Here is a 21354-nt window from a genome sequence, read left to right as displayed (position 1 = left end):
CGCAACGCCGCTTCAGACTGGCGCTCGCGCCGGGAGGGCCTTTTATCATTCCGCCGCCTCTTCCGCCTCTTCGGCGTGGTCGGAGAGGAAGCCGCCGGACTGGCGGTTCCAGAGGTCGGCATAGATGCCGCCGCTCTCGATCAGTTCGCCGTGCGAGCCGGCCTCGATGATCCGCCCCTTGTCGAGCACGATCAGCCGGTCCATCTCCGTCAGCGTCGACAGCCGGTGGGCGATCGCGATCACCGTCTTGCCCTCCATCAGGGCGAAGAGATTTTCCTGGATCGCCGCCTCGACTTCCGAATCGAGCGCCGAGGTCGCCTCGTCGAGCACCAGGATCGGCGCGTCCTTCAGGAAGACGCGGGCGATCGCGATGCGCTGACGCTGGCCGCCGGAGAGCTTGACGCCGCGCTCGCCGACCTGGGCGTCCAGCCCCTGGCGGCCCTGCATGTCGGAGAGCCCCTCGATGAACTCCCAGGCATTGGCGCGCTTTGCGGCCTCGATCACCTCGGCATCGGTCGCCTCCGGCCGCCCGTAGGCGATGTTGTCGCGGATCGAGCGATGCAGCAGCGAGGTATCCTGCGTCACCACGCCGATCAGCGAACGCAGGCTCTCCTGCGAGACGCCTGATATATCCTGCCCGTCAATGGTGATGCGGCCGCCCTCCAGGTCGTAGAAGCGCAGCAGCAGGTTCATCAGCGTCGTCTTGCCGGCGCCGGAGCGGCCGACCAGACCCACCTTCTCGCCCGCCTTGATGTCGAGCGACAGGTTGTCGATGACGCCTTTGCTCTTGCCGTAGTGGAAGCGGATGCGGTCGTAATGGATCGCACCCTTCTTCGCCGTCATCGCCGGCGCACCCGGCTTGTCGATGATGTCGTGCTGCTTGCTCATCATCTCCATGCCGTCATAGACCGTGCCGATATTCTCGAACAGCGCCGAGACTTCCCACATGATCCATTGCGACATGCCGTTGACGCGCATGGCAAGACCGATGGCGATGGCGATGGCGCCGACCGAAATCGCCCCGTTCAGCCAGAACCAGATCGACAGGCCCGAAACGACGAAGAGCGCCACGCAGTTGTTCAGATAGACGCTGATGTGGAAGAGCGTCACCTTGCGCATCTGCTTGTGCACGGTCTGCAGGAACTCGTCCATGCCCTCCCTGGCATAGACCTCCTCACGGCCCGCATGCGAAAACAGCTTCACCGTCGCGATATTCGTATAGCTGTCGACCACACGGCCCGTCATCATCGAGCGCGCATCCGCCTGCGTCGCCGCAATCTTGCGAAGCCGCGGCACGAAATAGGAAACGATGCCGACATACACTGCGAGCCAGACGAGGATCGGGATCATCAGCCGCCAGTCGGCCGCCGCGATCACGATGATCATCGTCAGGAAATAGCTGACCACATAGACGAAGACATCGAGGATCTTCATGACGGTTTCGCGCACGGCAAGCGAGGTCTGCATCACCTTGGTCGCGACGCGCCCGGCAAACTCGTTGGCGAAAAAGGTCATGCTGTGACGCAGCAGGAAGCGGTGCATCTGCCAGCGCGCCATCATCGGGTAATTGCCGAGCAGAATCTGGTGCATGATGAGGGAATCGAGCCCGGCCGCCAGCGGCAAGCCCACAAGCACCAGCGCCCCCATCCAAAACAGCTTGTGGCCTTCCGTCTCGAGGAAGGTTGCCCGGTCGGCATTGGTCAGCCAGTCGACGATATCGCCGAGGAACTGGAACAGCGCCACTTCGCCGACGGCGATCGACGCGGTCAGCACGGCCATCAGGCCAAGCCAGGGTGCTGCCGGCTTGCTGTAATGCCAGCAGAAGGCAAAGAGGCCTTTCGGCGGGGCCACGGGCTCCTCGCTCGGAAAGGGATTGAGTCGCTGTTCGAACCAGCCAAACATGAAAGTGCTCCGAAACGTCAGCGTTTCGGCTCCCGGCTTCACGCCATCTCGGCGCCTGCAAGCACATATGGGAACCGAACGTTCAAGGGGCGAGGCTGAAACAGCCGCACAATGGATCAAAAGGGAAGTTTTAGAAAGAAGCCCGCTCTAGCGGCGCCATGTCGCCTTGATTGGCATCACGACGGGAAAGCGCATAATGAGCAAAATATTCATGTGGCCCTCCCTGCTGACGATTGAAGCCGTGTTTGCATAACCCGAAAAACGCGAAAATTCCAGCCCTATACTGGCCGAAATTGAACGTTTGCGGCCGAACTGTGCGCTGTTGCTTCGAAATCACGGTTGTATTAGGCCTCCGGCGTCGAAACGAAACAGGCGCCGCCCGAATGACGAACCTCAGACTGGCACTCTACCAGCCGGACATTCCTGGCAATACCGGCACGATCCTGCGTCTTGCCGCCTGCCTCGGCTTTGCGGTCGACCTGATCGAGCCCGCCGGCTTCGACGTTTCCGACCGCAACCTGAAGCGATCGGGAATGGATTATATCGCCACCGCCGCGCTGACCCGCCATGTCAGCTGGGACCGCTTCGAAGCCTGGCGCGCCACCACCGGCCGCCGCCTGATCCTCGCCTCGACCAAGGCCGCCGATCGCTACACCGACTTCGCCTTCCGCGACGACGACATCCTGCTTTTCGGGCGCGAGAGCGCCGGCGTGCCGGATCACGTGCATGAGAGAGCCGAAGCGCGCATCATCATTCCGATGGTCGAAGGGCAGCGCTCGATCAACGTCGCCGTCTCGGCAGCCATGATCGTCGGCGAGGCGATGCGCCAGACCTTCTGGGCTTAAATCGCCGCGGTTCGCCGAATAGACCGGGAACTGTCGGAAATCGACATTGTCAATCGGTCAAACCGGCGTATAGTTATTAGCCGGACAATCAAACACGTCCCATGATCTTCACAATTTCAATGACTTGGGAGATCATTCATCGGCCAGTGCCCCTCTAGTCTGACGAAAGCGGAATAAAAACAAGAAAATGGATTCCACGATCATCATGATCAACCTGTTCGGCGCCGTAGCATTGCTGCTGTTCGGCCTCGCGCAGATAAAGGACGGGGTGTCCAGAGCCTTCGGCGCCCGGTTGAGAACGGGGCTGGCGACCGGCACGCGGGGCAGCCTTCGCTCATTCCTGTCGGGGCTGGTGGCGACCGTCGCGCTGCAGAGCTCCACGGCAACGGCGCTGATGACCGCCTCCTTCGTCGAACGCGATCTGATCAAGCCGCGCATGGCGCAGATCGTCCTGCTCGGCGCCAATGTCGGCACGGCGATCACCGCCTGGATCGTCGCCACAGGCATTGAATGGCTCTCCCCGCTGCTGATCCTCTCCGGCATCGTGCTTTACCGCAGCCGTTCCAGCACCCGTCAGGGCGGCGGCGCGGCGCTGATCGGCATCGGGCTGATGCTGCTGTCGCTGCATCTCCTCAGCCTTGCGACCGAACCGATGCGCGCCTCTCCCGCGCTCGCCGCCTTCATCGGCCTGCTGGATGGCGCCCTGCCCGTGGCGCTCCTCTTTTCGGCAGCGCTCGCCTTCGTCTCGTCTTCGAGCCTGGCAGTGGTGGTGCTGATCCTGTCACTCGCCTCGGCCGGCCTGATCTCCGCCGAACTCGTCATCGTCCTCGTGCTCGGCGCCAATCTCGGCGGCGCGATCCCCCCTGTCGTCGCAACCATGTCCGGCCCGGCCTCGGCACGGCGCGTCACGCTCGGCAATCTCGCCGTCCGCACGCTCGGCTGCCTCATCGCCCTGCCGCTCGCGGGCTATGGCGCGGAGATCATCGAGATGCTGCCCTTCGGGCCGTCGAAGCTGCCCGTCGATGCGCATCTGCTCTTCAATCTTCTGCTCGCCGCGCTCGCCTGGCCCTTCTCAAGATCGCTCGCTGCCCTGATGACCCGGCTGGTCCCCGACCAGGCCGAACCGGACACCGCCCCGAAATATCTCGACGCCCACGAGCTTTCGACGCCGGTCATCGCCCTTGCCAGCGCCACCCGCGAAGTGCTCGGCATCGGCGACCTGATCGAGCGCATGCTGATCCGGGTTTCCGAAGCGTTCGAACGCAACGACGCCTCCAAGCTTGCCGAGATCACAGCCCTCGAAGAGCGAGTGGATCGGCTGCAGCAGGCGGTTAAGGTCTATCTCTCGAAGCTCGGCCGCGAAGGCCTCAGCGACGAAAACGCCCGCCGCTCGATCGTCGTCATCGACTACGCCATCAATCTCGAACATATGGGCGACATCATCGAAAAAGGCCTGCTGGAGCAGGTCAGGAAGAAGATCGCCCTCGGCCTCAGATTTTCCGACGACGGTCATCAGGAGTTGCGCAAGCTTTTCGACCTGACGATCGACAATCTGCACGTCGCCCAGACGATCTTCGTCACCCGCGATTTCAATCTCGCGCGCCAGATGATGGAGATAAAGGTCGAGGTCCGCCGGATGGAGAAGCAATCTGCCGAGCGCCATCTCGAACGCCTGCGCGACGGCCGCACCGACAGCTTGCAGACGAGCTCGCTGCATCTCGATATGCTGCGCGATCTCAAGCGCATCAACGCCCATATCGTCTCGGTGGCGCATCCGATCATGGATGAAAACGGCCTGCTGATCGAAAGCCGCGTGCGTGCCACTGTGAAGTGATAGTCAGTCGGCCGAAGGTAGGCGGCGCATGGTGAATTCGATCTGGTCGCCCTCGAGCTGGCGCCAGCTTTCCACCTCGGTCCAATAGGCGGCTTTCGGATATTCATCGAACCATTCGCGCGCCTTGGCGCGGGCGTCGATGAGGCCGAGGCAATATGTCTCACGCACGAAATGGTCCTTCTTGCGGGCAGAATTTTCCGCCCGGTGTTTCGCCATTCTGCGCTTCAGGCCGTCGAAGGACGGAGGCCCTGGAATTTTTGCCATCAAACCTACCTCTTCGGAAAAGGTAGTATCGAAATACTTGATTTGCGAGTCGAATCTTGGTGCCGGGCTGCAGCTTGCCTCGGCTTGGCGAGAGGCTTCGCCACCTGCTAGAGGTGGCGGGCAATCTAGAATGAGCGAGTCGCCCTAACGGATGCCGACCGCTGGAGGCGTGACATGGAAAGACCGGAACTGCCGATCGGCCTGCCTGACGATATCGAGGAAAAGAAGGAAGCCGCGCGCAAGTGGTTCGAAGGGTTGCGCGATACGATCTGCGCCTCCTTCGAAGCGCTCGAAGACGAGCTGGAAGGCCCGCTTTCCGACCAGGAGCCCGGCCGCTTCACCGCCAAGGATTGGTCGCGTGAAAACGGCGCCGGCGGCGGTGGCCGCATGTCGATGATGGAAGGCCGCGTCTTCGAAAAGGTCGGCGTCCACACCTCCACCGTCCATGGCGAATTCTCTCCTGATTTTCGCGCCCAGATCCCGGGCGCCAAAGAGGATCCGCGCTTCTGGGCCTCCGGCATTTCGCTGATCGCCCATCCCGTCAATCCCAACGTGCCGGCCGTGCATATGAACACCCGCATGGTAGTGACCACGAGCCGCTGGTTCGGCGGCGGAGCCGACCTGACGCCGGTGCTGTCGCGCCGCCGCACGCAGGAAGACGAGGACAGCCAGCTTTTCCACAAGGCGATGGAGATCGCCTGCCGAAACCATGCCGTCGCCGATTACGATGCCTACAAGGCCTGGTGCGACGACTATTTCTTCCTGAAGCACCGCAACGAGGCCCGCGGCATCGGCGGCATCTTTTACGACTGGCTGCATTCGAGCGAGGAAGCCGGCGGCTGGAACGCCGATTTCGCCTTCACGCGCGATGTCGGCCGGGCTTTTGCCATGGTCTATCCGAAAATCGTCCGTTCCAACTTCAACAAGCTGTGGACGGAGGCCGATCGTGATGAACAATTGATCCGCCGCGGCCGATACGTCGAATTCAATCTGCTGTATGATCGCGGCACGATCTTCGGCCTGAAGACCGGCGGCAACGTGGAATCCATTCTCTCCTCGCTGCCTCCCGTCGTGCGCTGGCCGTGAGACTGTGAGATCTCGTCGATAAATTCGAACCGAGGGTCCTTCATAAAAATTCAGTGAGTCCTAACTTTATATGTACGTGCGTAACAATCGGAGGAGGATTGTCATGACGACACAAAGCGGCTCGCCTGCGTCCACGGATGTCCAGGAAACAATCCGTGCCATCGACACGCCTGAATTCCTGATACGCATCGCCGAGAAACTGCGGGCCAAGAGTGGCTCGGATCTGCCGCTCTCCTGCTTCGTCGAACAGGTCAAACTGCAACTGGCCGGCGGAAAGTCGCCGGAAGAGCTGCAGAACGAGGCAGCCAACTGCAACACGCCCGGCCATCTCTCGGAAACTTACAAAGCCTGGGCGATGCCCGACTGAAAGACCTTCTCCGGTCGTCAGCCTATGCCGGCCGGAACCTTCTCTTCCCACGTACATTCATGAATCGCGTGAAAGCGCGATGGCCGTTGTGTTTCAGACAGAGGAGAAAACCATGCGACTTTTCGAATGCGGCACGCTCGTTCCCGGCTGCGCCTGGCACACCCGGGCGGATAATGACGCAGAAGTGGTCCGCCGCGCCGTCGAGCACCTGAAGACCGCTCACGGCGAAACGACCATACGCGAAAACATGGTTGACAACATCAAGGCCCGAATTCGCGACGAAGCGACCGCCGCCTGACGGCTGTGGCGAAGTCTAAAGCGTGTCGCGCAAAAGTGTGCGCGGTTTTGCGATAACGACACGCGTAAAAACAAAGACCTAAAGCGCAGAGCGAATCTGAAAGATCGCGACGTGCTTTAGCATCCACGACGATAGCAGCGCCGCGTCCACCGGACGCGACGCGGCCAGATTTATTGCACGCGTTCCTGCAGCCTCGCGAGCAGGGCTGCTCGATCGGAAGCGAAATTCTCCTCCACCCACTGGTTTTCCAGGCTGCCAAGCAGTTCCCCGACGCGCGGGCCGGATGGAATGCCCATAGCGATCACATCAGCGCCATTCACGGGAAACTGCGGCTTCTTCCACTTCGTCGCCTGATCCAGGAGCTTGCCGAGCCGCGCCGAGCGCGCCATTTCGCCGAGATCACCCTCGGCCTTCCCGCGTGCAACGCCGAGCGCCAGCTTCAGGCGCGTCGTGATGCCGTCCGCGCCGTTGCGGTAAAGCTGCCGCGCGAAGGCGGCAGACGAGATTTCGTCGTTGACCGGCGCCGCCATCGCCCAGGCCTTGAGAGTGGCCGCTTCCGCATTCGAGAGCTTCAGCCGGGCCGCAAGCGCCTCCAGCCGCGCCGCATCGGGCGGCACGATCGCCGCAAGGCGCAGCAGCGGATCGGGCGTCCAGCCGAGCGCCTTTTCGGTTGCGATTAGCGCGGGGATCGCGTCGATCCCCCATTTCTCGGTTTCCGGCAGGATTTCCGTCAGCACCGCCACCTGCCGCATCCAGAGCAGCGACCGGCCGGGGTCGTCGGCGCTAAGCAGTTTTCTGAGTTCCGACCAGACGCGTTCGGCCGACAGCGTCTTCAGTTTCGAGCGCGCCGCAGCACAGGCCTTCAAGCCTTCGGCATCCGGCCGCCCGGACCCGTAATAGGCAAAAAAACGGAAGAAGCGCAGGATGCGCAAATGATCCTCGGCGATCCGCGTTGCGGCATCGCCGATGAAGCGGATGTTGCGTCTCTCGATGTCGGCAAGCCCGCCGACGAGATCCACCACCTCGCCCTTGGCATCGGCATAGAGCGCGTTGATCGTCAGGTCCCGCCGCTCCGCATCGGCCTTCCAGTCGGTGCTGAAGGCAACCTTGGCACGGCGGCCGTCGGTCTCGACGTCGGTGCGCAGCGTCGTCACCTCGAAGGGCTTGCCGTCGATCACGAGCGTCACCGTGCCGTGCTGCAGGCCTGTCGGCACCGCCTTGATGCCGGCCACAGCCGCCCGCTCGATCACGATCTCGGGCGTCAGCGTCGTGGCGATGTCGATGTCGCTGACCGGCAGCCCCATCAGGCTGTTGCGCACCGCGCCGCCGACCACTCGTCCTTCCCCGTCATCGGCGTTCAGAAGCGCGAGGATCCGGCCGAGCGCCGGATCGCGGAACCATGCTTGGTCGGCAATGCCGGTCATGCATAAAGCCTTTCATAGAGCGTGCGGACGATGCCGGCGGTGATGCCCCAGATCATCCTAGTTTCATAGGGCATGCGGTAGAAATGCCGGTCGATGCCGTCGATGACGCGCCTGTCGCGGCTGTGATTGACCGGGTTCATCAGGAAGGAAAGCGGCACTTCGAACACGTCGTCCACCTCGGCCGGATTCAGCCTGAGCGCAAAGCCCCGCTTGACGACGCCGAGCACCGGCGTGATGCGGAAACCGGTCAAGGCGAGATAGTTCGGCAGCCTGCCCACCGTTTCCACGAAGGAGCCGGCAAGCCCGATCTCCTCCTCCGTCTCGCGGATCGCCGCCATTTCGGGCGAGATATCGGCCGGATCGATCGAACCGCCGGGAAAGGCGATCTGGCCGGAATGCTTGCGCAGCGTCGCCGTGCGCTTGGTGAAGATCACCCGCGCTTCCTCGCCGTCGTCGACGACGGGCACGAGCACGGCGGCATCGCGCAGCTTGAAGGTCGCGACTTCGGCCACGATGTCGGGATTGAGCACATGGTCGCCATGGTCGCGCCAGGCATGATCCACCGGCCCACCATTCTGGTTGAGGGCGCGGCGGCGGAATTCAGCTGCGGAAAACAGCGGATGACGTTGAGTGATCGCATCGTTCATCGGGAAAGCATATCCAGTTCGTCGGCCGGCATGATGGGGAAGACCTCGCCGGCGGAGCGGACCGCAAACATCGCCTGCCCTTCCACGTCAATGGTCTCGCCGAGTGCCGCCAGTTCATACATCACCGCGCGTGACACCAGCGCCTCCAGCCGCCCGCGCACATGCAGGTAGGGTTTCAGTTCGGCATTGCCGCCCGCAATGGCAAAGCGCAGCCGATGCTCTTCTCCCGCCTCCACGACATCGCCGACATTAGTGCGGAACGTCAGCACCTGGCGGCCCTCCCGCGCAGTCACGCTCATCTCCACGGCGATGAAGGGCGCGTCGGCGACCCTGATCCCGACCTTTTCCACAGGAGTTACGAGATAGGTCTTCTCGTCCTCGTCCTTGCGCAGAACCGTCGAAAACAGCCGCACCAGCGCCGGCCGGCCGATCGGCGTGCCCATGTAGAACCACGTGCCGTCGGCTCTGATCTCCATGTCGATATCGCCGCAGAAAGGTGGATTCCACCGCTCGACTGGCGGAAGCCCACGTTTTTTGCCGCTGTTTTCCTCGGACGCGCGCGAAATCAGCGCGGCAAGCCCCGCCGCATCCGCCTGTCCGCTGATTTCCTCGGCTGCCATTCTTCTGTCCCGGTTTGTCCTTAACGAAGTAAAGTCACGAGATAGTCATTCGTAACGAACTTGTCAGCCCGTCGCATCTCCATAACTCTATCGAGTATGAGGCAGATGTATAAGTCCGCCGATTCGCTGCCGAATGATTTCAGCCGTTGGAGATGCCCATGGGTATGATGAAGACCGAAGCCAGCCTCGATGAAAAGGCGATCGTCGCCGCCGCCGAGAAGGCGCTCTCCGATATCGCCGCCATCCGCGGGGAAGTCTCGAAGGTGATCTTCGGTCAGGAAAGCGTCGTCGAGAACACCATTCTCGCCGTGCTCTCCGGCGGCCATGCCCTGCTCGTCGGCGTCCCCGGCCTTGCCAAGACCAGGCTGGTGACGACGCTCGGCGAAGTGCTCGGCCTTGCCGCCAACCGCATTCAGTTCACGCCCGACCTGATGCCTTCGGATATTCTCGGCTCCGAAGTGATGGACCAGGACGACAGCGGCCGCCGCTCCTTCCGTTTCGTCAAGGGCCCCGTCTTCGCCCAATTGCTGATGGCCGACGAGATCAACCGCGCCTCGCCGCGCACCCAGTCGGCGCTCCTGCAATCCATGCAGGAATATCATATCACCATCGCCGGCCAGCGCTACGATCTTCCCGCACCCTTCCATGTGCTCGCCACCCAGAACCCGCTGGAGCAGGAAGGCACCTATCCCCTGCCCGAAGCCCAGCTCGACCGCTTCCTGCTGCAGGTCGACGTCAACTATCCCGAACTCGCGGCCGAGCGTCAGATCCTGCTCGAGACGACGGGCCTCGGCGAGACCAAGCCGGAAGCCATCATCGATGCGCAGCGGCTGATCGAGATCCAGACGCTCGTGCGGCAGATGCCGGTGAGCGAGACGGTCGTCGACGCCATCCTTTCGCTGGTGCGCTCCGCCCGTCCAGGGCAAGGCAATGCTTCGACCGACAAGAACGTCGCCTGGGGTCCCGGCCCCCGCGCCGGCCAGGCGATGATGCTCTGCGCCCGTGCCCGCGCGCTCTATGAGGGCCGTCTCGCCCCGTCTCTCGACGATGTCTTCGCGCTTGCCGAACCCATTCTCCAGCACCGCATGGCCTTGACCTTTGCCGCCCGCGCCGAAGGCATGTCGGTGCGCGACGTCATCGCCGGATTGGTCAAGCAGGCAAAGGGATAAGGAAGCCGGACGCGTGGCATCTATCGGACAGATCGTCAACCCGACGTCAGGCAGCGATGCCCTTTCCCGCGCACGGCAGCGGGCCGCCCTGATGCCGGATTGCCTGGTGGAAGCCAAGCGCATCGCCAACACGGTGATCGCCGGCTGGCATGGCCGGCGCAAACGCGGCATCGGCGAGAATTTCTGGCAGTTCCGCCCCTATGCCGAGGGCGAAAGCCTGTCGCGCATCGACTGGCGCCGCTCCGCCCGCGACGACCATACCTATGTGCGCGAGCGCGAATGGGAGGCGGCTCATACGATCTGGCTCTGGTGCGACATGTCGCCCTCGATGATGTACAAGTCGAGCTACGGTAGCGTCTCCAAGGAAAGCCGCGCGCTGGTCGTCATGCTGGCGCTGGCCGAAATCCTCTCCCGCTCGGGCGAGCGCATCGGCTGCCCCGGCATCATGGAGCCCGCCTCCACGCGCAACGCCGCCGAGCGGCTGGCATCGGCCCTCCTGCATGCGCCGCTGACCGGCGGCCTGCCGGAAACGGCGATGATCCGCGGCTGGAGCGATCTCGTGCTGATCGGCGATTTCCTCGACGATGCGCCTGCGATCATGGAGCGCCTCGGTCCGCTTGCCCGCCGCGGCCTGCGCGGCCACGTGGTCGAGATCGCGGATCCGGCCGAAGAGATCTTCCCCTATAGCGGCCGCACTGAATTCACCGACCCCGAGACAGGAGCCAAGCTGATCTCCGGCCGCGCCGAACATATTCGCGAGGCCTATCGCGACGCCTACCTCGCCCGCAGGGAGAGCCTCGGCCAGTCGCTGCGCCATCTCGGCTGGACCTTCACGACGCATCGCACCGATCATCTTGCCTCCGAGGCGCTGGTCGCGGTGCACATGTATCTGTCCGGCATGCCGGCCAAGGCGACGCATGGAGGACAGCTGTGAACGCTCTTCCCTTCGCTTTCGCCTATCCCGCCATTCTCGGCGCGCTGATCGCGCTCCCGGTCATCTGGTGGCTGCTGCGGCTGACGCCGCCGCGCCCGAAGAGCGAAGTCTTCCCGCCGCTGAAGATCCTTGCATCCGTCTTGAAGCGCGAGGAAACACCGGCGCAAAGCCCCTGGTGGCTGACCCTCCTGCGCATGCTGCTTGCCGCCGTCATCATCCTTGCGATCGCCGATCCGGTCTTCAATCCGCGCACCAATTCGCTCGCATCCGGCGGCCCGCTGGTGCTCTTCGTCGACAACAGCTGGGCGGCGGCGCCCGATTGGGAGCGCCGCATCCAGACCGCCGACGCGCTGGTGGACGATGCCGAATCCGCCGGCGTGCCGGTCTCGATCGCCCTTACCGCCGATCCGACCAATGATGCCGTGCCCGGCACGGCAGCGGCCGCACGAGACAAGCTGCACGCCGCCGAGCCGCGTCCACTGGTGCCGGACCGTGAGCGCGCCTTCCAGGCGCTGCGCGGCGCCCTGAACGGCGTTAAGCCCGGCACCCTCGCCTTCCTGACCGACGGCGCCGCCGCCAGGGACGACGATGCGATAGTGCGCCGACTTGCCGAACTCCAGCCCGCCGACCTGCGGCTGATCGAGGGCGATGCCGCAAAGACGGTCGCCGTCACCGCGGCCAACAATGCAGCCGACGCCATGACCGTCAAGGTCACCCGGCTCGACAGTTCGCGCCCCGCATCCGTGGCGCTGAACGCCGTTGATGCCCAGGGCCGCTCCATCGCCAATGGCAGGGTGGACTTCCGTCCCGGCCAGAGCGTCGCCACGAGTTCGATCACCGCGCCGTTCGAAATGCGCAACGATTTCGCCCGGGTCAGCGTCGACAATAGTGCGACCGCCGGAGCCGTGCACCTTCTCGACGATGCCTTCAAGCGCCGCCGCGTCGTCCTTCTGTCCGGCACGGGCGCCGATGAATTCCAGCCGCTGCTCTCGCCGCTCTATTACATCCAGCGAGCGCTGCAACCCTATGCGGATCTGATCCAGCCGACCGATTCCGAGCTCGCCGTCGCGATACCGAAGCTTCTCGCCAGCAATCCCTCCATCATCATCATGGCCGACATCGGCCGGTTGCCGGAAGAGACCTACGAACCCCTGACGCGCTGGATATCGAATGGCGGCATGCTCCTGCGTTTCGCCGGCCCGCGCATGGCGGCGGCGCCTGCCGACGATCCGCTGATCCCCGTCATTCTACGCCAGGGAGAACGGGCGCTAGGCGGCACATTGTCCTGGAGCGAGCCGCAGTCGCTCGCCGAATTTCCGAATTTCGGGCCTTTTGCCGGCATAGCCCGCCCCGCGGACGTCGTCGTCAAGCGGCAGGTGCTGGCCGAACCGACTCCCGACCTTGCCGAACGCACCTGGGCAAGCCTCGCCGACGGCACGCCGCTCGTCACGATGAAGCAGCTCTCCTCCGGCCAGATCGTCCTCTTCCACGTTACCGCCGAAGCGACCTGGTCCGATCTGCCGATCTCCGGCACCTTCGTCGACATGCTGCGCCATCTCCTGCAGATATCGCGCTCCGGCGGCGTGACGTCGGAGGCGCGCGGCAATGCCCGTGTGTCCGAAACCCTGCCGCCCTACCGCATGCTGACGGCCAAAGGCACGCTGGTCTCGGAAACGGGCTCGGCGCGGCCGCTCATTCCCAAGGCCGGAGCCGAACCGACGGCGAATTTCGACAATCCGCCGGGGCTCTACGGTTCGGAAGACGGTTTCACCTCTCTCAACGTTCTGCCCGAGGAGGCCGAACTGAAACCGCTCGACACGACAGGCACCAATGCCGTGCGCGAAGGTCTGATCGGCGGAGAAAGCTGGTCGGCGAAGCCCGCGCTTTTCCTCGTCGCCTTTCTGCTGCTTCTGACAGACAGCCTGGTCGTCCTCTTCATGAACGGCGCCTTCTCGCGCTCGCGCCCGGCTGTGCGCACGGCCGCGATGCTCGCGGTGGCCGTCGGCGCCGGCTTCTTCATGCAGCCCGGCACGTCGCATGCCAACGACAGCAAGCCCGGCGACGACCTCGTATTGGAGAGGCTGGACAACACCCATCTTGCCTATGTCGTCACCGGCGAGCAGGAGGTGGACGATATATCGGAGCGCGGTCTCGAGGGCCTCACCCAGTTCCTGACCTTCCGCACGACGCTGGAGCCGGCGCCGCCGGTCGGTCTCGACCTTACCAGGGACGAGCTTGCCTTCTATCCGATCATTTACTGGCCGATTTCGGCAACGGCGCCGATGCCCTCCTCGGCCGCGATCAGCCGCATCGATGCCTATATGCGCAATGGCGGCACCGTGCTTTTCGATACGCGCGATCAGATCAGCGCTTTGGACAATTCCGGCAATGTCAGCGCCAACGGCCAGCGGCTGCAGGAAATCCTCGCAAATCTCGACATTCCGCCGCTGGAACCGGTGCCGTCGGATCACGTGCTGACGAAATCCTTCTATCTGCTGTCGAGCTTTCCGGGCCGCTATACCGGCAGTCCGCTCTGGATCGAAGCCAGGCAGGGCGGGCGTGAAGCGACCGAGAAATCGGCGGCGACGGCCGACGGCGTTTCGCCGATCCTGATCACCGGCAATGATTTCGCCGGCGCGTGGGCGATCGACGCGAACGGCACGCCGATGCTGCCGACCGTGCCGTCGGATGAAACGCAGCGCGAATATGCCTACCGCTCCGGCGTCAACATCATGATGTACATGCTGACGGGCAACTACAAGACCGACCAGGTTCATGTTCCCGACCTCCTCGAACGGTTGGGGCAATGAGATGACGTTCGATTTTTCGCCCTTCCTGCCCTGGCCGATCCTGGCCGTTCTGGCCGGCCTCAGCGCGCTCGTCGCCGCCTTTGCGATCTGGCGCGGTGTCCGCGGCGCCTGGATCAGGACGCTGGCGGCCGCCGCCCTGCTGACCGCCCTTGCCAATCCCGTGCTCTTGCAGGAAGACCGCGATCAGCTGTCGACGATCGTCCCCGTCATCGTCGACCGCAGCCAGAGCCAGCAGACACCCGACCGCATAGAGATGACCGACGAGGCGCTGGCGGCCTTGAAGGGGCAGCTTGCCCGCTTCCCCCAGATAGAGCCGCGTTTCGTCGACGTCGAAGGCGACGTCAATTCGGACGTGCCCTCCACCCGCCTGTTCGATGCGTTGGCCGCCAACATCGCCGATGTCCCGCCCTCCCGCGTCGGCGGCGCCATCATGCTGACCGATGGCGAGGTCCATGATGTCCCGGCCGCCAATCAGGCGCTCGGCTTCGATGCGCCGATCCATGGCCTGGTGACCGGCAAGGCCAATGAATTCGATCGCCGCATCGAGGTCATCAAGGGACCCCGCTTCGGCATCGTCAACGAGGAGCAGCAGGTCATTCTGCGTGTCTTCGACGATGGTCCGAGCCCCGGCGGCACCGCCGATGTCACCGTGAAGATGAACGGCAATGAGATCGCCACCCTGCGGGCGACACCCGGCCAGGATACGCCCTTCTCCTTCAAGGTCCCGGGCGGCGGCAGCAATGTGCTCGAATTCTCGGTCGCCGAGCTTCCCGGCGAAGTCACCGCCGCCAACAACCGCGCCGTCCACGTCATCGACGGCATCCGCCAGAATCTGCGCGTCCTGCTCGTCTCCGGCGAGCCGCATGCCGGCGAGCGCGCCTGGCGCAATCTGCTGAAATCCGACGCCTCGGTCGATCTCGTCCACTTCACCATCCTGCGTCCGCCGGAAAAGCAGGACGGCACGCCGATCAACGAGCTGTCGCTGATCGCCTTCCCGACGCGCGAGCTCTTCGTCGACAAGATCAAGGATTTCGACCTGATCATTTTCGACCGCTACCAGCATCGCGGCGTGCTGCCGCTGCTCTATTACGACAACATTGCGCAATATGTCGAAAATGGCGGCGCGCTGCTGATCGCCGCCGGTCCCGAACATGCCGGTCCCGATTCCATCGCGATGACGCCGCTTTCCACGGTGCTGCCGGCCATGCCCACCGGCCAGATGATCGAGAAGGCCTTCTATCCCCGCCTCTCCGAGGAAGGCCGCAAGCATCCCGTCACGCGCGGCTTGGACGGCTCGGGCGAGGACCCGCCGCATTGGGGCCGCTGGTTCCGCAGCGTCGATGTCGAGAAGCCCGAAGGCGAGACAATCATGCTCGGCGCCGACAGCCATCCGCTGCTGGTCCTAAACCGCTCCGGCCAGGGCCGCGTCGCCATGCTGCTTTCCGACCAGGGCTGGCTCTGGGCGCGCGGCTTCGAAGGCGGCGGCCCGAACGTCTCGCTCTATCGCCGTATCGCCCACTGGCTGATGAAGGAACCGGCGCTCGAGGAAGAGGCGCTGACGGCGCGCGCCTCCGGCCGCACGCTCGAAGTCACCCGCCAGACGATCGGCGACAATCCGGGTAACGCCACCGTGCGTTACCCCTCCGGCAAGACCGAAACCCTGCCGCTCACCCAGACCGAACCCGGGCTCTACAAGGCCGAGAAGAGGATGGACGAGATCGGCCTCTTCGAAATCCAGAACGGCAGGCTGTCGACGCTCGTCCATATCGGCGCCGTCGATGCCCCGGAATTCAAGGCGATGATCTCGACGACGGATGTGCTGAAGCCGGTCGCCGACAGGAGCAAGGGTCTCGTGACCCGCGTCGCCAGCGACAGCGGCGCGGACAGCGTGCCGCCGATCCTGCCGGTGCGTGGCCAGGTCCGCGTCTCCGACAGCGATCGCATGATGATCCGCATGACCAGCGAGACGGTTCTGAAGGGCATCAACACGCTGCCGCTCTTTGCCGGCTTCGCCGGCGTCGGCATCCTGCTGCTCGCCTTCGGCGCCATGTGGTGGCGCGAAGGAAGGTAATCACATGCCGGAATTCGAGCTCACGGCGTCGCCCTCACCGGAGGAACTGGCGGCGATCACCGATGCGCTCTCGGCCTTCAACACAGGCGATATCGGCCCCTCGGATCGCCGGCCGCTCGCCGTCCTCATCCGCGATACGGACGGCAAGGTAAGCGGCGGCCTGTCGGGCTTTACCGCCTGGGGCTGGCTCTTTATCCAGATGCTCTATATTCCCGATACGCTGCGCGGCACCGGTCTCGCGGGCAGGATTCTCGCAAAAGCGGAAGAAGAGGCCAAAGCCCGCGGCTGCCGCGGCGCCTGGATCGATACCTTCAACCCGCAAGCTCTTGGCGCCTATCTGCGCCAGGGTTACGAAGTCTTCGGCGAGCTTGAGGATTTTCCGGAAGGCCGCACGCGCAGCTTTCTCCGGAAAAATCTGTAGCCTTCATCACTCACGCCAGGCGATTGTGCCCTTCAGCCGCTCGTGCACGCCCTCGGCGATCGGAACGACGAGCACGCGGCCGGGATCGACCGGTCCGGGAAAGGCAAGCGCGTTATAGCTCACCTTCTCGAAGCCGAGCGGGCCGTAATAGGGCGGATCGCCGACCAGGATGACGGCTTCCGAGCCCTTGCGCCTTGCCGCTTCCACCGCGATCCGCACCAGTTCGCGGCCGATGCCTATATTCTTGTGGGAGGGCCGGACGGCGAGCGGGCCCAGCAGATGTCCCTTCACCGAACCGGCGAGCACCGGCGTCATCCGCACGGAGGCAATCGTCTCGCCATTGTCGGTGCAGATGAAGGAGAGCGACATATCATGCGGCCCCTGCTCGCGGATGCGCGCGGCGGCGCGCGTGAAGCGGCCCGGACCGAAGGCTTCTTCGTTGATATGTTCAATGGCGGCGTCATGAGACGCGTCTTCTGTGAGGTAGACGAGATCGTGCTTGTACATGATGACAGAAACCGGATGGACAGATTGATGGGTCTCGAACACGCCCTGGGCGTTCGGGAGCATCAGCGTCGTCGCGGGTTTCTGGAAATGAACATCAGGCAGGCGTCTCTCAAATTGTGAAAAGGCCGATAGCAGGAAAAATTTCCGCCGTCCAACGCAAAATGCACACGGCGGCACACCGAATTACGCAGCCCCCTGACTGGCGTGACGCACTGTTCAATCTTTACCGCCTGCAAAGCCCCGCTATCTCAGCTAACTTCGGCCCCAACGCAATTTAGGGAATGAATAGCATGGGAATGCTGGTGGACGGCGTCTGGCATGACGTCTGGTACGACACGAAGGAGAGCAAGGGCCAATTCAAGCGGCAGCCCTCGCAGTTCCGCAACTGGGTGACGCCGGACGGTTCGGCCGGCCCTTCCGGAAGCGGCGGCTTCAAGGCCGAGGCCGGACGCTACCATCTCTATGTCTCGCTCGCCTGCCCCTGGGCGCATCGCACACTGATCTTCCGCAAGCTGAAGAAGCTGGAGGAGCTTATTTCGGTTTCCGTCGTCCATCCGCTGATGTTCGAGAACGGCTGGGAGTTCAAGACCGGCGACGGCGCCACCGGCGACCCGCTCTTCGGCGCCGCCACCCTCTGGCAGATCTACGTCAAGGCCGATCCGCACTATTCCGGCCGTGTCACCGTCCCCGTCCTCTGGGACAAGCAGACCGGCACAATCGTCAACAATGAATCGGCCGAGATCATCCGCATGTTCAACAGCGCCTTCGACGGACTGACGGGCTCGAAGGCCGATTTCTACCCGGAGCATCTCAGCGCCGAAATCGACGCGCTGAACGCCACCGTCTACGACACCGTCAACAACGGGGTCTACAAGGCGGGCTTCGCCACCACGCAGGAAGCCTATGAGGAAAATGTCGGCAAGCTCTTCGAAACGCTCGACATTCTCGACGAGCGCCTTGGCAAGGGCCGCTACCTCTTCGGCGACAGACAGACCGAGGCCGACTGGCGCCTCTTCACCACGCTGCTGCGCTTCGATCCCGTCTATGTCGGCCATTTCAAATGCAACATCCGCCGTATCGCCGATTACCGCAACCTGCCCGGCTATCTCAGGGATCTCTATCAGACGCCAGGCGTTGCCGAGACGGTGAACCTGACGCACATCAAGCAGCACTATTACCGCAGCCACAAGACGATCAATCCGACCGGCATCGTTCCCGTCGGCCCGGAGCTCGATCTCGACAGGCCTCATGGTCGTGCAAAGCTCTACGCGGCCTGACGCTTACCAGCGGTGGTCAGGCTCCTGCTCGCCCCGAAGTTCGGCGAGACGGCGATACGTCGCCTCGGTCGTGCCCTCGGGCAGGCTGTCGAGCGAAAAGAACCCGCTGTCGGAAATCTCCCAGTCCGGCGGCCGCGGCGCCGTCTGCTCGACGGCCACCCGATAAAACACGACATGGTCGCGCCGGGTGGTGGTGGTGTTGAAATAGACCTGGACCAGCTGCGGCTTGCCGATGATCCTGAGGTTTCCCTCTTCGCGCAGCTCCTTGACCAGCGCTTCCTCGGCCGTCTCGTTGCGCTCCAGCCCGCCGCCGGGCATATGCCAGCCGCCGATGTAGCTGTGCCGCACGAGAAATATCCGGCCGTCCGCATCGAAGCAGGCGGCTCTGACGCCCATGGTCATGCCGCGGGCGAAGGAAAAATAGACATGCAGCAGGCGTAGCGCCAGCCTGATGTGAGGGGGCCGCTTCTCTTTATCCACCATCGTTCCGTTTCGGCTTTTCGTCGCGCCGGATGTGTTTGATTTGTCAATAAGCTGGTCTATGTCTCGTAGCATGTTCAAGCTCGCGCATATTTCCGACGTCCACCTCGGACCGCTGCCTCGTCTTTCCATTCAAGAGCTGTTTTCAAAACGTATTACCGGCTTTGTGAACTGGCATCGAAATCGACGCAAGCACCTTTTCGGCAGCACGCTCGATCTGCTGCTCGATGATATCCGCGCCCATCAGGCCGATCACCTCGCCGTCACCGGCGATCTCGTCAATCTCGCCAGCGGCATCGAGATCCGCGCCGCGGCCGCCTGGCTGCGTGCGCTCGGCGATCCCGCCGACACCTCGGTCGTACCCGGCAATCACGACGCCTATGTGCCGGGCGCCTACGAGAAGTCGATGCGCGCCTGGTACGACTATGTCCGCGGCGACCTCGCCTCGCCGCAATGGCAGGAAGACCGCCACATTTTCCCTTACCTGCGCGTCCGCGACAAAGTGGCGATCGTCGGCTGCTCCACGGCCGTCGCCACGCCCCCCTTCGCCGCCTCCGGCTTTTTCAGCGCGCGCCAGGCTCGCGACACGGTGAACATGCTGCGCGCGGCCGGCGAAGCCGGCCTCTTCCGCGTCGTCATGATCCATCATCCGCCGATCCGCGGCGCCACCGCCTTCCACAAGCGCATGATCGGCATCCGCCGCTTCGCGGCCATGATTTCGACGGGCGGCGCCGAGCTCGTGCTGCACGGCCACACGCATCTGAATACGCTGCATTGGCTGCGCGGCCAGATACAGCCGGTGCCGGTCGTCGGCATCGCTTCGGCCTCGCAGGGACCCGGCAGCATCAAGCCGCCGGCGGCCTATAACCTCTTTTCTATCGACGGCTCTCCGGGCGCCTGGGAACTCACCGGCGAGCGCTTCAGCCTGAACCGGGCAGGCGACGCCGTCATGCCGGAAAGCGTCGATATTTTCGCGCGTTAGCGCAGAATGTAGACTCTGTTTGTGCGTCACTTGAAGCAAACTCGGAAGCTGTCCGGCCGGCGCCGCAACATTTGTCACGGGCATTGCTTACCCTCTTGGTATTTCCGGCGTTAAGCGTACAATCCGACCAACTGCATCGCCTCAGAACGGAGCCGCCAATGACTTCCCCCTTCCATCGCCTGTGCAGAGTGACACTTGCCGCCGGTTTTGCCTTCGGCATGGCAACGGCCGCCTTCGCGGCCGGCGACAGCAACGACGACACCAATCCGCCGCCGAAGACGCAGACGACCAAGACCTGCACCGGCGGCAAGGTCTGGGACAAGACCAAGAAGGAATGCGTCACCCCGAAGAAGAGCAGCTTCAACGACGACGACCTCTATAAGTACGCCCGCGAATTCGCCTATTACGGCCAGTATGAAAACGCCATCACCGTGCTCAATCTTGCCGACAATCAGAACGACCCGCGCATTCTGAACTATCTCGGCTACGCCAACCGCAAGGCCGGCCGCATGGAACTCGGCATGTCCTACTACCGCAAGGCGCTGCAGGCGGATGAAAATTACATCCTCGCCCGCTCCTATATGGGCATGGCGCTGGTCGAACAGGGAGATATCCAGGGCGCCCGCGTTCAGCTCGTCGAAATCCGCGATCGCGGCGGCGAAGGCACCTGGGCCTATCGCTCCCTGCTGCAGAGTTTGAACGGCTACAGGACATATTGACGCAAGCTTTGCGGGCTAGATTGCGAAAACCCCATGGGAAAAGGGGATAAGACGACCGAATGCTTGCGAAGTGCAGGAGACTTGTTCCATAAAGTACCTGCATCTCCGGTGCCGACAAAAGCCGGTTTCGCGCCCGACGGCCAACCTTCGTCCGCGAAACCATCGTGAATGCTTCTTGGATAGACAATGCGTCAGCCCGCAACGACCATCGACCTCCGGCGTGATCTCGTCGGCCTCCTGCCCCGCCTTCGCCGCTTCGCGATCACGCTCGCGGGTGAGGCCGCCGTTGCCGACGAACTCGTTCAAGCCGTCTGTCTGCGCGCCATTGCCAAGGGGCATCAGTGGAACGGCGAAGGCCGGCTGGAAAGCTGGATCTACACGCTTGCCCGCCAGCAATGGGCCGACGAGAGCCGCAAGCGCAAGCCAAAGGCGTCCGCCCGCGGCAACGTCACCGATATTCGCGATGCCGCGCGCGACCGCTCGGCCTCGGTCGATCCCGACGCGATCCACCGCATGATCTCCGAAATGCCGGACGGCGTGTCCAGCGTCTTCCTGCTCGTCGACGTCGAAGGCCACAGCTACCAGCAGGCGGCCGACATCATGGGCATTTCCGCGGCAAGCGTCGTCTCCCAGCTTGCCGTCGCAAGGCTGCATTTCGCCGGACTTGCCGGCACCCACCCCATCCACAGGTACTGAA

The 21354-nt window shown here is 63.5% G+C and carries 21 protein-coding genes; 14 read left to right on the top strand and 7 right to left on the bottom strand.

Annotated elements, in window-relative coordinates; genetic code table 11:
* Positions 1-45 precede the first annotated feature (45 nt).
* The gene (locus tag ATY76_RS01825; RefSeq protein ID WP_088673063.1) at positions 46-1902 is read right to left on the bottom strand and encodes an ABC transporter ATP-binding protein; all 1857 of its coding nucleotides are present in this window, start codon (positions 1900-1902) and stop codon (positions 46-48) included.
* 383 nt (positions 1903-2285) lie between these two features.
* Between ATY76_RS01825 and ATY76_RS01815 the strand changes: the two genes are divergently transcribed.
* Positions 2286-2747: a tRNA (cytidine(34)-2'-O)-methyltransferase gene (locus ATY76_RS01815; protein WP_088673062.1), complete on the top strand. Its 462-nt coding sequence runs from the start codon at positions 2286-2288 to the stop codon at positions 2745-2747.
* A 187-nt stretch (positions 2748-2934) separates the two neighbouring features.
* The gene (locus ATY76_RS01810; RefSeq protein ID WP_088673061.1) at positions 2935-4581 is read left to right on the top strand and encodes a Na/Pi cotransporter family protein; all 1647 of its coding nucleotides are present in this window, start codon (positions 2935-2937) and stop codon (positions 4579-4581) included.
* A 3-nt stretch (positions 4582-4584) separates the two neighbouring features.
* On the opposite strand, the gene ATY76_RS01805 is transcribed toward ATY76_RS01810, so the two are convergent.
* Complete coding sequence (locus ATY76_RS01805; protein ID WP_088673060.1) at positions 4585-4845, bottom strand: hypothetical protein; 261 nt, start codon at positions 4843-4845, stop codon at positions 4585-4587.
* Positions 4846-5019: 174 nt separating this feature from the next.
* On the opposite strand from ATY76_RS01805, the gene hemF reads away from it, so the two are divergent.
* From hemF to ATY76_RS01790, 3 genes are all read left to right on the top strand, one after another.
* On the top strand, positions 5020-5931 hold the full coding sequence (hemF, locus tag ATY76_RS01800) for an oxygen-dependent coproporphyrinogen oxidase (protein ID WP_088673059.1): 912 nt from the start codon (positions 5020-5022) through the stop codon (positions 5929-5931).
* 103 nt (positions 5932-6034) lie between these two features.
* The gene (locus ATY76_RS01795; RefSeq protein WP_088673058.1) at positions 6035-6298 is read left to right on the top strand and encodes a hypothetical protein; all 264 of its coding nucleotides are present in this window, start codon (positions 6035-6037) and stop codon (positions 6296-6298) included.
* 112 nt (positions 6299-6410) lie between these two features.
* Complete coding sequence (locus ATY76_RS01790) at positions 6411-6596, top strand: DUF1059 domain-containing protein (RefSeq protein WP_010029983.1); 186 nt, start codon at positions 6411-6413, stop codon at positions 6594-6596.
* 170 nt (positions 6597-6766) lie between these two features.
* Here the strand turns inward: ATY76_RS01790 and ATY76_RS01785 are convergent, their stop codons facing one another.
* Genes ATY76_RS01785 through ATY76_RS01775 form a run of 3 tightly spaced genes read right to left on the bottom strand, consistent with a single transcriptional unit; the run spans position 6767 to position 9287 of the window.
* The gene (locus ATY76_RS01785) at positions 6767-8020 is read right to left on the bottom strand and encodes a CCA tRNA nucleotidyltransferase (protein ID WP_088673057.1); all 1254 of its coding nucleotides are present in this window, start codon (positions 8018-8020) and stop codon (positions 6767-6769) included.
* On the bottom strand, positions 8017-8667 hold the full coding sequence (locus ATY76_RS01780) for a CoA pyrophosphatase (protein ID WP_088673056.1): 651 nt from the start codon (positions 8665-8667) through the stop codon (positions 8017-8019). Before ATY76_RS01780 ends, ATY76_RS01785 begins: the two co-directional genes overlap by 4 nt.
* A complete protein-coding gene (locus tag ATY76_RS01775; RefSeq protein WP_088673055.1) occupies positions 8664-9287 on the bottom strand; it encodes a DUF1285 domain-containing protein in 624 nt (207 codons plus the stop codon). Before ATY76_RS01775 ends, ATY76_RS01780 begins: the two co-directional genes overlap by 4 nt.
* A gap of 158 nt (positions 9288-9445) precedes the next feature.
* On the opposite strand from ATY76_RS01775, the gene ATY76_RS01770 reads away from it, so the two are divergent.
* Genes ATY76_RS01770 through ATY76_RS01750 form a run of 5 tightly spaced genes read left to right on the top strand, consistent with a single transcriptional unit; the run spans position 9446 to position 16692 of the window.
* A complete protein-coding gene (locus tag ATY76_RS01770) occupies positions 9446-10456 on the top strand; it encodes a MoxR family ATPase (RefSeq protein ID WP_088673054.1) in 1011 nt (336 codons plus the stop codon).
* Between the two features lie 13 nt (positions 10457-10469).
* Positions 10470-11390, top strand: coding sequence for a DUF58 domain-containing protein (locus tag ATY76_RS01765; RefSeq protein ID WP_088673053.1), 921 nt, complete (start codon positions 10470-10472; stop codon positions 11388-11390).
* Positions 11387-14200 (top strand): DUF4159 domain-containing protein, encoded by a 2814-nt coding sequence (locus tag ATY76_RS01760; RefSeq protein ID WP_088673052.1) that lies wholly within the window; start codon positions 11387-11389, stop codon positions 14198-14200. The genes ATY76_RS01765 and ATY76_RS01760 overlap by 4 nt, the downstream gene beginning before the upstream one ends.
* 1 nt (position 14201) lies before the next feature.
* The gene (locus tag ATY76_RS01755; protein WP_088673051.1) at positions 14202-16271 is read left to right on the top strand and encodes a hypothetical protein; all 2070 of its coding nucleotides are present in this window, start codon (positions 14202-14204) and stop codon (positions 16269-16271) included.
* 4 nt (positions 16272-16275) lie between these two features.
* Positions 16276-16692, top strand: coding sequence for a GNAT family N-acetyltransferase (locus ATY76_RS01750; RefSeq protein WP_088673050.1), 417 nt, complete (start codon positions 16276-16278; stop codon positions 16690-16692).
* 6 nt (positions 16693-16698) lie between these two features.
* On the opposite strand, the gene ATY76_RS01745 is transcribed toward ATY76_RS01750, so the two are convergent.
* On the bottom strand, positions 16699-17262 hold the full coding sequence (locus tag ATY76_RS01745) for an N-acetyltransferase (RefSeq protein ID WP_088673049.1): 564 nt from the start codon (positions 17260-17262) through the stop codon (positions 16699-16701).
* Between the two features lie 227 nt (positions 17263-17489).
* On the opposite strand from ATY76_RS01745, the gene ATY76_RS01740 reads away from it, so the two are divergent.
* The gene (locus tag ATY76_RS01740) at positions 17490-18476 is read left to right on the top strand and encodes a glutathione S-transferase family protein (protein WP_088673048.1); all 987 of its coding nucleotides are present in this window, start codon (positions 17490-17492) and stop codon (positions 18474-18476) included.
* A 3-nt stretch (positions 18477-18479) separates the two neighbouring features.
* On the opposite strand, the gene ATY76_RS01735 is transcribed toward ATY76_RS01740, so the two are convergent.
* On the bottom strand, positions 18480-18959 hold the full coding sequence (locus ATY76_RS01735) for an NUDIX domain-containing protein (RefSeq protein WP_088673047.1): 480 nt from the start codon (positions 18957-18959) through the stop codon (positions 18480-18482).
* 70 nt (positions 18960-19029) lie between these two features.
* Here ATY76_RS01735 and ATY76_RS01730 point away from each other — a divergent pair, with 70 nt between their 5' ends.
* From ATY76_RS01730 to ATY76_RS01720, 3 genes are all read left to right on the top strand, one after another.
* Positions 19030-19938, top strand: coding sequence for a metallophosphoesterase (locus ATY76_RS01730; protein WP_088673046.1), 909 nt, complete (start codon positions 19030-19032; stop codon positions 19936-19938).
* A 158-nt stretch (positions 19939-20096) separates the two neighbouring features.
* Complete coding sequence (locus ATY76_RS01725; protein ID WP_088673045.1) at positions 20097-20657, top strand: hypothetical protein; 561 nt, start codon at positions 20097-20099, stop codon at positions 20655-20657.
* Between the two features lie 186 nt (positions 20658-20843).
* Entirely contained in the window at positions 20844-21353 is a 510-nt protein-coding gene (locus ATY76_RS01720; protein WP_088673044.1) for an RNA polymerase sigma factor, read from the top strand.
* Position 21354: the final 1 nt, after the last annotated feature.

Source organism: Rhizobium sp. R339 (assembly GCF_002211395.1).
Classification (GTDB): Bacteria; Pseudomonadota; Alphaproteobacteria; order Rhizobiales; family Rhizobiaceae; genus Rhizobium.
This window is presented reverse-complemented; position numbering and strand designations above follow the sequence as displayed.